We start from the raw sequence: 13,333 nt of genomic DNA on the forward strand, positions 1-13,333 counted from the left end.
TCCTGTGACAACGGTTAACTGACCTACATCCTGTAGGCCTCCTTTGAAAATTCGTGACATCCGCCGGAGGCCTCTATCTTCATTCAGTGGGTGGTTGGACACCCACTGAATGAAGATAGAGCAAAAGCTAATTCTACCACAATTGAAGCTATATTTTAATATTCACCTAAAAAATGCTATGATAAACATAAGAAAAAACTCATCACCAAAAGAAAGAGATGACGTTCGTTATAGAAGTTGATTGGAGTGGAGGCTGGGCGACTCTTTGGGGATCAGCGATAGAGGAACGAAGGCTAAAACCATCACGTCCTGTGATAACGCCTTCGTGACCAACATCCTTTTGCCCCGACGCGCCCAGTCAGAACGGAAATCAACCACACGTTATGGTAATGTGCCATACAAATGATTTCTAATAAATTGATTCATCATCGGAATTTAGAGATGGCACTTTGCTAAAACGTATGTCATGCATATAAGTTGATTGGAGTGGAGGCTGGGCGACTCCTCGGGGATCAGCAATGGGGGAACGAAGGCTAAAACCATCACGTCCTGTGATAACGCCCTCGTGACCAACATCGTGTTGGCCCGAGACCCTGGAGCGAGCAGCGCGAGTGAAGCGGCTCATCGGACGCCCCCAGGAAAGCGCCCAGCCGGAACGGAAATCAACCACACGCTTTGGTGGAAAAGCTTGCTACTCTATAGTAGTAACTACTACACGAATTTTAGAGTGTAAGCTAATGCACCATTAAAATAATAAATACGAAAGTACCAAGGATGCTTATATCGTTGGAAAGAGGAATTTATATGGCATTTGATGGCTTATTTACTTATTCAATGACAGCCGACCTACAACAATTAGTAACAGGTCGGATCACTAAAATACATCAACCAAACGCTCAGGAGGTTGTGCTACATATCCGTGCGAACGGAAGCAATCAAAAATTACTTTTTTCGATTCATCCTTCTTACGCACGTGTTCACCTTACTGAGCAATCTATTGACAACCCAGCAGAACCCCCTATGTTTTGTATGCTCTTGAGAAAGCATATAGAGGGTGGTTTTATTTCTTCTATTAAACAACACGATTTTGATCGCATTATAATAGTAGAAATTGAAAGTAAAAATGAGATTGGCGACCCTATTGTAAGGGAGTTACATGCTGAAATTATGGGCCGTCACAGTAACCTGTTGTTAATAGATAAGGAGCAGGGAAAAATAGTCGACAGCTTAAAGCATTTGCCACCTTCTGTGAATAGTTTCCGTACAGTTTTACCAGGGCAGCCTTATATCGCACCGCCTGCACAGAATAAATGGCACCCTCTAGCAGTGACCGACGAACAACTTACACTGTTTTTCGCTGAACCAAAAACGGCTAAGGAAGTAGTTTCGCAATATATTGGTTTCTCACCTATACATGCTGAGGAATTATTATTCCGATTAACAGACTCAGATGATCATGTAAATTGCTTTAAAAATTTTATAGCTTCCTTTAATAATGGCGGAACAAAGCCGATGTATGTAAACGCAAATAATAAAACGTACTTCTCACCAATCGCTCTAACACATTTACAAGGAGATGTAACGACTTATCCAAATGTCCACGAGCTACTTGACCGCGTATTCTTTGCTCGAGCAGAGCGTGATCGTGTTAAACAGCAGGCAGGTGATTTGGAGCGATGGCTGCAAAATGAAATTGACAAGCTTATCTTAAAAACTAAAAAGTTAAATAAAGACTATGAACGCGCGTCTAAGCTAGATCAGTTCCAATTATATGGGGAATTACTGATGGCGAATCTTTACACGTTTGAAAAAGGTGTAAAGGAAGTAACTGTCACTAACTATTACAGTGAAACTGGAGATGAAGAAATCACCATTCCAGTGAGTGAACGTAAAACACCTGTTGAAAATGCTCAAAGCTATTACACAAAATATACAAAAGCAAAAAATGCCCTTATTATGGTTCAAGAACAGTTAGAAAAAACGAAAGAAGAAATTGCCTATTTTGAAATGCTTGCTCAGCAGGTACAACAAGCTGCTCCTGGAGATATCGAAGAAATTCGCGAAGAGTTAGCAGAACAAGGTTATTTGAAATTACGTCATGCACGAAAAAAGAAAAAACAAGCGAAGCCTGAGCCTGAACGTTATGTTTCTTCTACAGGTGTAGCGATCTCTGTTGGGAAAAATAACAAACAAAATGACATGCTTACATTTAAACTAGCTAAACGCACAGATATCTGGTTGCATACGAAGGATATTCCTGGCTCACATGTTGTCATTCATACAAGTGAACCTGACGAAACAACATTACGAGAAGCTGCAACACTTGCTGCCTATTTTTCAAAAGCAAGAGAATCTTCCTCTGTTCCAGTAGATTACACAGAAATACGTCAGGTAAAAAAGCCAAATGGCGCTAAACCTGGTTTTGTTATTTACTTTGAACAAAAGACTGTATTCATCGATCCAGATGAAGCTGTCATTTTACAGTTAAAAAAACAATCTTAAAAATTGGAATACGATATGAAATGTATCGTATTCTTTTTTATGGCGATTACCACTTACTATGTATTAAATTTCCCTTTAACTTGATTGATTTTTAAAGCTATTGTTTCTTATTATAATAACGCTAAAAAACTCGTGAATATTCCGAACTATTTATTGACTTCCCCCCTTATAAATGGCTAAATTTAAATAAAAAGTAAATAGCATTCCAGAAAGGGCGTATCTCTATGTCTGTAGGCAAAAAATTAAGCTTTGGTTTTTTAACCATCATTCTGACTTTAATTATTTCATTGGTGATTATGTTTATTCAATTCTCAAACATTAACAAGAAAGTAGACAACGCACTTGAAAATCGTGTAGCGCTAGTAGAATTAGCTGATAATATTCAAACTGAACGAGCAATGCAAGGTCTTTTCATTCGGGCAATACTCCTCGAAGACACAGCAGCTAATAAAGATAACTTTACAAAGTATGCAAGAATGCTAGATGCGCATGTAATAGAAATCATGGAAAAATCTGATTCATCCGAAATGGAGACTTATGCAAAAGATTTAAATTCTCATAATGAAACTTTTAACAAAGCAGCTGAAGAAGCACTAGCACTTCATGATGCCGGAAAATTAGAAGAAGCGATACAAAAAGTGAATGGCGATGTTCAAAAAGCAAATACAGATTTGTTAGCAGTATCAGAGAAAGTTGTAAGTTATCAAAAAAATCAACTTGATATTGTCACGAAAGAATCTAAACAAGCAGTATCCAATTCTCAAACAATCTCCATCATCGCTATCATCATCGGTGTAATACTTGGAGTATCACTGATGTTTTATGTTCAGCGTACAATTTCACGACCTTTAAAATCCGTAGTTATGGCTGCCAATAATATTGCTAATGGTGAATTATATCATCAAGATATCTCTCATCAATCTAAAGACGAAATCGGTCAGCTTTCTACAGCCTTTAACGTCATGAAAAGCAGCTTACGAGGTTTATTAACACATATCCAAGGCAATGCGGAACATTTATCAGCTTCTGCTGAAGAACTATCCGCCTCTATCGAAGAGATTTCTGCTTCTACTGATGAAATTACAGTACGCATTGACGAGACAGCGAATGCAGCATCTAGTGCTACAATTGCTGCTAATGAAAGTGCACATGCAATGGATGAAACAGCAATTGGTGTACAGCGTATAGCTGAAGCAACTCAACAACTTCACCAAAGCGCAGTGACTACAACTGAATTGGCGAATAACGGTAATAGTACAGTTGATGAAGCTCAACAACAAATGAACGTGATTTATGATTCTACTCAAACGATTAACAAGCTCGTTCAAAAATTAAGTAAGCAATCAGAAGAGATAGGCAATATCACTACAGTAATTACAGCCATCACAGATCAAACGAATTTATTAGCGCTCAACGCTGCAATTGAAGCTGCGCGTGCAGGTGAACATGGCAAAGGCTTCGCTGTTGTAGCTGACGAAGTTCGTAAGCTAGCAGAAGAATCAAAGCAATCAGCCAATCAAATCGTTACTTTAACACAAGAAATCCGAGAAGATACGCAAAATGTAGAAAAAGCTGTCACAGATGGGCTACACTCTGTCACAGATGGTGTAAAAATGATTGGGGATGCTGGCAATTCTTTCGAAGCAATCGTAAAAGCAATCACTACGATGACAGATCAAATAGAAGACATTTCGTCTACTTCTGAAGAAATCTCTGCAAGCGCTGAACAAGTAGCAGCTTCTGTTGGAGAAATAGCTCATAGTACTTCTTCTAGTGCAAACAATACACAGATCATTGCCGAAGCTAGTAGAGAACAAGCAGCGACAATGCAACAAGTAAATCATGTAGCTACAGATTTAAGTGAAAAATCCTCGGACTTACAAGCCCAAATCAATCAATTCAAGCTTTAAACATTCAAGTAGAGCATTTCTTTAATCGAAATGCTCTACTTTATTTATGTTTTTCAGTATTTCTTGATAGCGAAAACGTGAGTGCAACGGTCCGGCCCCGATGCCCCTAGGAAGCTCAGCTCTGCTCTGCTCTGCTCTGCGCGAAAGCGTAGCGGCAGCAACAAATGTTTTATCTGTGCGAAAGCGTAGCGGCAGCAACAAAGCGCCCAGTCGGAATAGAAATCAAACACAACTATGGTGATGAGCTTTATTTTTAGGAAAACTACCACTTAGTATTAAAATACGGTAAAATCGACCATATAAAGAATTTAAGTAATTCTACTCATTAAGTTCTACTCATACAATATTTTAGTAACTTTATGTAGAAGCTTTCCTCCTAAGTGAGACAAATGGATTTCTACAAAAAACAACATCATAAAAACATCTAAAATTAGGTATATTTTTCCATTAATTATTTTCCTAATCCTTCATACATATAACTGATTCAGTGCATTGTTTTTTTATACATTACTGTATATTCAAGTAATGTGTAAATTATTTCAAAAAAACATATTTCACTAAAATAAGTACATTTATTCTTTAAGAAAAGCACATTTCACTCTAATTCTTCTTTTTTCTCACTTATACTAGTTAATCTTAGATAAATACAAAACAAGTTTCTTATATATCATTAATAGATAAAAATATTCATTCTTTGCGATTATAAATTTCACAAAAATAAATGACTCAGAATCTAAATCACTTAGTTTTACAATGATTTTCTACAAATCTATACAAATATCTTATAGTATCGAGCATGTGACTTTAGCCTCATTTTTATAATAACAATAATATTATCTAAAGAATATGAATTTTCGGTATAATAAGTCTTTTTTTATTTTTATTTCATTTCTGATACAAATACCTAATAAACATCAAAATATTACTATGAAAGTGCTTTCATTCTTTAAACTGATGAATAGAAAAAAATTATTATCTTCTTAAATGTCAGATAATACTATATAAATTTGAATCTTTTTTATTTTGTGCAAATGATTTTTTTGGTATATTAAATAAGAGCTTCAAAAAAGGCTTAAAAATTGTATAAGGGGGATTCACATGAATAAAAACAAAAAGTTTTTATTATTAACTGTCCTTGCAGTCTTTTCATTAGTACTAGCTGCATGTGGCTTCGGCGGTGATAAGTCTGATAATTCTTCATCTTCAGACGGCAAAGATTCTGGTTCAAAAGCTAAAGAACTTAAATTAGCAATTACTTCAGAACCACCATCTTTACACCCACAACTTGCAACAGATACTACATCTAGTGCAATCTTAATTAACGTCTTTGAAGGTCTAACTGTTTCAGACGGTAACGGTGAGGCTACTCCAGGTATGGCCAAGGATTGGAAGATCAGTGATGATAAAAAGACTTATACTTTCAATTTACGTGATGATGCAAAATGGTCAAATGGTGATCCAGTTGTAGCTGGCGACTTCGAATATGCTTGGAAATGGGCGTTAAATCCAGAAAACCTTTCTGAGTATGCTTCTATTTTCTACCCAATTAAAGGGGCTCAAGCATACAACGAAAAAGGCGGTTCTGCTGATGCTGTTGGTATCAAAGCTGAAGATGACAAAACTTTAGTCGTAACTTTAGAAAATCCAACACCATATTTCCTAGAATTAACAGGATTCAAAACTTATTTACCAGTTAACCAAAAAGTGACTGAGGCCAATAAAGAATGGTTCGCAGACGCAGGTGAAAATTTCGTAACGAATGGTCCTTATAAATTAAGCGACTGGAAACATAACGATTCTATCGTTCTTAAGAAAAATGCAGATTATTGGGATGCATCAAATGTTGATGTTGATACTGTAAATATTGCTATGGTTGAAAAAGAAGCTACTGTCGCTACTAAGTTTAAAGGCAAAGAGCTTGACTATATCGGTGCGCCATTCCAAACAGTAGATCTTAATGCAATTGATGAATTCAAAAAAGATGGTTCTTTAAGAATCATGGACCAAGCAAGTATTTATTGGTATAAATTCAATACAAAAGACAAAATTATGTCTAATGCAAATATCCGTAAAGCTCTTACTCTAGCAATCGATCGTCAAACATTAATTGACAACGTAACTAAAGGTGAACAAAAACCGGCTACAGGTATGGTTCCGGTAGTAATTCCTGGATTTGAAAATGACCGTGGTTACATGAAAGATAATGATGTTGATGGAGCAAAAGCTGCTCTTGAAGCTGGGATGAAAGAACTTGGTATTAAAGATCCTAAAGATATCACAGTTAACATTTCATTTAACACTTCTGAAGCACATGCTGCAATTGCTCAATATATTCAAGAAGAATGGAGCAAAAAACTTGGCATTTCTTCTAAATTAGATAATTCTGAATGGCAAGTTTATTTAGAAAAATTAAGAACTGCTGACTATCAAGTAGGTCGTATGGGCTGGGTAGCTGACTATAAAGATGCGTATACATTCCTTGAAATGTTCGATACGGCTAAAAACGGTAACAACCAAACAGGTTGGGAAAATGCTCAATACAAAGATTTATTGAGCAAAGCAGTTGCTGAGGTAGACGAAGCTAAACGTCTTGATTATTTAAAACAAGCAGAAGCAGTGGCTATGACAGAATTACCAGTTGCACCTATTTACTACTACACTAATTTATCAGTAGTTAAAAAAGGTATTGAAAACTTAGAGCCAAATCCAACAGGTGATATTCACCTTAAAGATGTAAAGATTAAATAATTTGGTAACAATTTCTTTTTAAGCTCTAAGCGGAGAGCTGCCTCGTAGCCACTACGGCGCGAGTCAGCTCTTTTTAAAATACGAAAGCACTAATTTGTCAGATAATTGACAAATCGAAGGAGGAGTTTTATGTGATTAAATATATTTTGAAAAGGCTGATGTATATACTTCTCGCGCTTTTCGTCATCGTAACGGCTACGTTTTTCCTATTGCGTGTTGCTCCTGGTAACCCATTTGCATCTGAACGTAATTTCCCTCCTCAAATAGAGGCAAAGTTAAACGAAAAGTATGGATTAAATAACCCTTGGTATATTCAGTACAAAGATTATTTAATCGATGCGGCCACTTTTGATTTCGGTGAATCTATGAAATATAAAGCGCGTTCAACTAATGATATGATTGCAGAGGGCTTCCCTGTATCTTTAACTTTAGGAATTGAAGCTATGCTGCTAGCTATTGGATTTGGTGTATTAATTGGCGTAGTGGCAGCGCTTTATCATAATAGGTTTCCAGATTATTTGGCAACGACCTTTGCGGTGCTCGGAATTTCCGTTCCATCCTTTATATTAGCTGGACTCATGCAGTATTTCCTTGCATACAAACTTCAGTTATTCCCGATTAGTGGATGGCAAGGCTTTAGTTATAGTGTATTGCCAGCCTTAGCTATTGCATTTTCGCATATGGGCTTTATTGCTAAATTGACACGTTCAAGTATGCTTGAACAAAATAATAGTGAGTACGTAAAAATGGCTCGTGCAAAAGGTTTAGGCAAATGGACAGTCGTCTTCCGCCATACTTTACGTAACGCCTTATTACCAGTCGTTACTTATTTAGGTCCATTAACTGCTGGTGTTGTTACAGGTAGCTTCATTGTAGAGCAAATTTTCGCGGTTCCTGGATTAGGTAAACACTTTGTGCAAAGTATTACGAACCGTGATTATACAGTTGTTATGGGGACAACCGTATTCTACGCAATCATTCTTTTATTTGCGGTATTCATCGTAGATATTTTATATAGCGTGATCGATCCGCGAATTAGACTGAAAGGAGCGAAAAAGTAATGACACAGCAACAGATCGAAAAAGATAAGTTTAAAATTGTTGGCGGAAATCACGAAGCCACAGAAAAATTAGCAGATAAATCTGTCTCCTTTTGGAAGGAAGTATATATTCGTTTTTCCCATAATAAAATGGCGATTTTTGGATTAATTACTTTAGTAATTATTGCTTTATTGGCTACATTTGTGCCGATGTTTTCACAATACCATTATAGTGATCAATTAGGAGCCTTTAATGCCCCACCATCATCAAAATTTTGGTTTGGTACAGATGATTTAGGTCGAGATATTTTCGTTCGAGTATGGGCCGGCGCTCGTATTTCTTTATTCATCGGGTTTGCTGCTGCCATTATTGACTTGATCATTGGCGTATTATGGGGAAGTATTTCTGGTTTAGCAGGCGGTCGCGTTGACAATATTATGATGCGTATTGCCGATGTTTTAACAGCTGTTCCTTACCTTTTAGTTGTAATCGTACTTTTAGTAGTATTAGAACCAGGTGTTGTGCCAATGATTATCGCATTATCCATTACAGGTTGGATCAATATGGCCCGTATTGTACGTGGTGAAGTATTATCTATTAAAAATCAAGAGTATGTTTTAGCGGCTCGTACTCTGGGCGCAAGAACAGGACATTTAATTTTAAAACATTTAGTGCCAAATGCACTTGGTGCAATTTTAGTAACGATGACATTAACAGTGCCAACTGCTATTTTTACAGAGTCTTTCCTTAGTTATCTAGGACTTGGGGTTCCTGCTCCACAAGCCTCTTGGGGAACAATGGCTTCTGAAGGAAATGGCGCGATTGCAAATGCTCCTTGGCGTTTAATATTCCCTGCATTATTCATTTCACTAACAATCTTTGCGTTTAACGCAGTTGGTGACGGCTTACGTGATGCATTAGATCCAAAACTACGTAAATAAGGAGGTGGACAAAAATGAGTAAAACAATTCTAGAGGTAAAAGATTTAAAAATAAACTTTAAAACTTATGCAGGACTTGTTCATGCCGTTCGTGGTGTAAACTTTGACTTAAAAGAAAGTGAAACACTCGCAATCGTTGGTGAATCAGGTTCTGGTAAGAGTGTTACGAGTAACGCATTAATGAAACTAATTCCACAGCCACCTGGTATTTATGAGTCAGGACAAATATTATTTAACGGTCGCGATTTAGTGCCTTTAAGCGATAAAGAAATGTCAAAAGTACGCGGAAATGAAATTGCAATGATTTTCCAAGATCCAATGACAAGCTTAAACCCGACTATGAAGGTCGGACGTCAAATAACTGAAGTTATTTTACAACATAAAAAAGTATCAAAAGCTGATGCTAAAAAACGTGCAATCGAACTTTTAACGCAGGTAGGTATCCCCTTCCCTGAAAAACGTTATAGCCAATACCCGCATGAATTTTCAGGCGGTATGCGTCAACGTGTTGTGATTGCCATCGCACTTGCAGCTGATCCTAAGCTTCTAATTGCCGATGAACCAACAACAGCATTAGACGTTACCATTCAAGCGCAAATTTTAGAGCTAATGAAAGAAATCCAAAAAACTTCGAAAACATCGATCATTTTCATTACCCACGATTTAGGTGTCGTTGCAAACGTTGCTGACCGTGTTGCAGTTATGTATGCAGGCCAAATCGTTGAATATGGTACTGTTAATGATATTTTCTATAATCCTAAGCATCCTTATACATGGGGTCTGCTTGGTTCAATGCCAGACTTAGATAACGATACTGATGAGCTATTACGCACGATTCCTGGTTCACCACCAGATCTTACTAACCCTCCAAAGGGCGATGCGTTTGCCGCTCGTAATGAATTTGCAATGGCTATTGACTATGAGCAAGAGCCCCCGATGTTCCAAGTAAGTGAAACACACTTTGCCAAAACTTGGTTGATGCATCCTGACGCTCCAAAAATTCCGCTTCCAGATGCGGTTGCTAAACGTATTGAAGGATATTTAGCAAAGGAGGCACAATCAAATGACTAAATCGGGCGCAAAAAAAGTTCTTGAAATTAAAAATTTAAAGCAGCATTTTGGTTCACCAAGTAACCCTATTAAAGCTGTCGACGGTATTAGCTTCGATGTATACGAAGGTGAAACACTCGGTCTTGTAGGAGAATCAGGCTGTGGTAAATCAACAACGGGTCGTTCCATTATTCGCCTATACGACATTACAGATGGTGAAATTATTTTCGATGGCGAGAACGTCCATGGGAAAAAATCTAAAAATGAATTAAAGAAATTTAATCGTCAAATGCAAATGATTTTCCAAGATCCATACGCTTCATTAAACCCTCGTATGACAGCTGGAGAAATCATTAGTGAAGGCCTTACTATTCACGGTCTTTACAAAGATAAAAAAGAGCGTCGTGAAAAAGTTAATCAACTGTTAGAGGCTGTTGGCTTAAACAAGGAGCACGCAAACCGTTATGCACACGAATTCTCTGGCGGTCAACGTCAACGTATTGGAATTGCTCGTGCGCTAAGCTTAGATCCAAAGTTTATTATCGCCGATGAACCTATTTCTGCACTTGACGTATCGATTCAAGCGCAAGTTGTTAACTTATTAAAAGAACTTCAAAAAGAACGTGGCTTAACATATCTTTTCATTGCCCATGACTTATCTATGGTGAAGTATATCAGTGACCGTATCGCTGTAATGTACCGTGGTAAAATCATGGAAATCGGTAAAGCAGATGATATTTATAATCACCCTGTTCATCCGTATACAAAATCATTATTATCGGCAATTCCACTTCCTGACCCAATGTCAGAAAAACGCCGTCAACGTATTCCGTACAAGCATACAGAGGTTGACGATAGCGCAACATACCATGAAGTTGATGATCAGCATTACGTTTATGGTACTGCCGATCTTGTGAAAACTTGGGTTGCTAATCGATAAAAACTTATAAATCCATCCATTGGTTTTTCCAGTGGGTGGATTTTTTGTATGAATACTTAATACTGCTCATCACCAATAACGTAGAGTTAATTTCGTTCCGACTGAGTGCTTTCCTAGGATTCCTATGAGAAACTTGGAGCATTGATCAAGAAGGCATTATCACACGATATAATACCTTTTCTCTGCTCGCTACAAGGTAATCGTGATAATCCTCAAGGAGTCATCCAACTTCCACTCCAAACAACCTAAATACATCGTACAGGCTTTAACAAATATCATCCTCTATCTTTCGTAATGAATGGGCTTATTACTAATAAGTTATGAAAAACAGTCTTTCCCATATATGAAGAAAGACTGTTTTTTCAGTGATTAGCTTATTTTAATGGAGCATCTGCTGTTAATTCAATAGTTTGAAGATTGTCTTGTGTATCATTTGCATAATCAACATTGTAATTTTTCACACGTTTGTTTACTGGAATGATTTCCGTACGGAACATCGTTGGTATTGTCATTGCTGTGTTACTCATATATTCTTGCCATGTACGGAATGCTTTTGCACGATATTTTGGATCCATTGCCTTTTCCGAATCAATGTCTTCTAACATTTTTGTTAAATCCGCCGAAACGTAACGACTCATGTTAAATTCTGCAGCCTCACTATATAAACCTACTGGAGACGGATTTGTACCTGTTCCCCATGCAGCCATATACATATCGATTTCTGGATCATCAGCCTCTACTTTATCATAGAAGCTGTTGAATTCAATTAAACGACCAGTAGTCAATTCTACATTTAACCCAACATCTTTCCAGTTTTGACGATAGTACTCAACAATCGCTTCATCTGTATCTGAAGCAGCTATTGCTGCTAAACGAACAGAGAATTTCTTGCCGTCTTTACCTTCACGGAACCCGTCACCGTCTACATCTTTATAGCCAGCTTTATCTAGTAATTCCTTAGCCTTTTCAGGATCATAGTGATAACCCTCTAACGTACCATCATAGTAAGATGCAAACACTGGCGGAATTAATGAATTTGCTCTTACACGTAGACCTTGATAGAATTTTGCTCCAACAGATTCAATATCCATCGCATAGCCAATCGCTTGACGTAAATTTACATCATTCATTTTTGATTTCTCATTAAAAATATTTTTACTATTTGCTTTATCGTATTTCCCAACTTTAAACCCTAGATAAGAATATGCTAACTCAGGACGACCTAGAATCGCTATATTTGAAAGACCTTTCAAACTATCATATTGATTCGTTGGGAACGAAGTTGCGATATCATATTTTCCCGTTTTCATAGCTTCACCGATTGAACTTGAAGGAACAACTTCGATAACCACTTTATCTACCTTTGGTTTACCTTTATAGTAGTATTCATTCGCTACAAGCTGAACAGACTCTCCATTTTTAATCTTGTCAAATTTAAATGCGCCTAGTGTTACAGGATTTTTACGAACTGCATCTGAAGCAATTAGGGCATCTTTAACTGGGATTGACGCTAGCTGATGCTTCGGTGCTGCATAACCCCATAGTCCATCACCACCTGAATAAATAGCCGGTGACACTTTCTTGAACGTAATTTCAATAGATTTTTCGTCAATTTTTTTAATACCAGAAATTGTCTTTGCTTTTCCATCATGATATTCTTCTGCACCAACAATATTTTTGAAATCGTCGTCATAGCGTTTTCCGTCGTAATCAGGGTGACCGATAATTTCGTATGGATAAATTAAGTCTTCAGCTGTCAAAGGTTGACTGTCAGACCACTTAACGTCGCCTTGAATCGTAATCTTCGCCTTTTTATTGTCCTTATCAACTTCTAATTTCCCAATACCTTTATCAGTTATCAAGAAATCTCCATCCGTTGCAAAAAGATTATTTGTTGTGTATTTCATTATTTCTGAATCGTAGGCATCGTCATATAATTCCCAAGAGAAAATCCCTTTGAAAGGCGTATCTGTTACAAGACCTACCCTTAAAGTACCGCCTTTAATAACATCCCCATCGTTTGCAACTTCCATAGGAAGCGTAGCTGTATCCACTTTGTTATCATCTGTTTGTGCTGGTTTGTCTTTGTTGCCATCATCCGTTTTAGCCGTATCTTTACTCGCACCAGTGCAGGCTGCCAATACAAACATCACTGCCAAAATAACTGATAGTAATAACCAATTTTTTTTCATAGTAAATCCTC

The 13,333-nt window shown here is 37.3% G+C and carries 8 protein-coding genes; 7 read left to right on the plus strand and 1 reads right to left on the minus strand.

The features are described 5' to 3' along the window. Nucleotides 1–804 precede the first annotated feature (804 nt). The 7 genes from ACIQLB_RS04145 (at nt 805) to ACIQLB_RS04175 (ending at nt 11,130) form a co-directional block, all read left to right on the plus strand. Nucleotides 805–2,502 carry an Rqc2 family fibronectin-binding protein gene (locus ACIQLB_RS04145; protein WP_400721696.1) on the plus strand — a complete coding sequence of 566 codons (1,698 nt, stop codon included), beginning with the start codon at nt 805–807 and terminating at the stop codon, nt 2,500–2,502. A gap of 224 nt (nt 2,503–2,726) precedes the next feature. Continuing rightward, entirely contained in the window at nt 2,727–4,412 is a 1,686-nt protein-coding gene (locus tag ACIQLB_RS04150) for a methyl-accepting chemotaxis protein (protein WP_400721256.1), read from the plus strand. Between the two features lie 1,098 nt (nt 4,413–5,510). Continuing rightward, nucleotides 5,511–7,160 carry a peptide ABC transporter substrate-binding protein gene (locus ACIQLB_RS04155; RefSeq protein WP_400721259.1) on the plus strand — a complete coding sequence of 550 codons (1,650 nt, stop codon included), beginning with the start codon at nt 5,511–5,513 and terminating at the stop codon, nt 7,158–7,160. Between the two features lie 131 nt (nt 7,161–7,291). After that, on the plus strand, nt 7,292–8,221 hold the full coding sequence (locus ACIQLB_RS04160; protein WP_400721262.1) for an ABC transporter permease: 930 nt from the start codon (nt 7,292–7,294) through the stop codon (nt 8,219–8,221). Continuing rightward, nucleotides 8,221–9,141 (plus strand): ABC transporter permease, encoded by a 921-nt coding sequence (locus tag ACIQLB_RS04165; protein WP_370045669.1) that lies wholly within the window; start codon nt 8,221–8,223, stop codon nt 9,139–9,141. The genes ACIQLB_RS04160 and ACIQLB_RS04165 overlap by 1 nt, the downstream gene beginning before the upstream one ends. 14 nt (nt 9,142–9,155) lie before the next feature. Further along, the gene (locus ACIQLB_RS04170; protein WP_400721266.1) at nt 9,156–10,211 is read left to right on the plus strand and encodes an ABC transporter ATP-binding protein; all 1,056 of its coding nucleotides are present in this window, start codon (nt 9,156–9,158) and stop codon (nt 10,209–10,211) included. Next, entirely contained in the window at nt 10,204–11,130 is a 927-nt protein-coding gene (locus tag ACIQLB_RS04175) for an ABC transporter ATP-binding protein (RefSeq protein WP_400721269.1), read from the plus strand. The genes ACIQLB_RS04170 and ACIQLB_RS04175 overlap by 8 nt, the downstream gene beginning before the upstream one ends. 374 nt (nt 11,131–11,504) lie before the next feature. Here ACIQLB_RS04175 and ACIQLB_RS04180 read toward each other — a convergent pair whose 3' ends face one another. Next, nucleotides 11,505–13,322 carry an oligopeptide ABC transporter substrate-binding protein gene (locus tag ACIQLB_RS04180; protein ID WP_400721272.1) on the minus strand — a complete coding sequence of 606 codons (1,818 nt, stop codon included), beginning with the start codon at nt 13,320–13,322 and terminating at the stop codon, nt 11,505–11,507. Between the last annotated feature and the right edge of the window lie 11 nt (nt 13,323–13,333).

The sequence above is a fragment of the Lysinibacillus sp. NPDC092081 genome, from assembly GCF_044755845.1.
GTDB lineage: Bacteria > Bacillota > Bacilli > Bacillales_A > Planococcaceae > Lysinibacillus.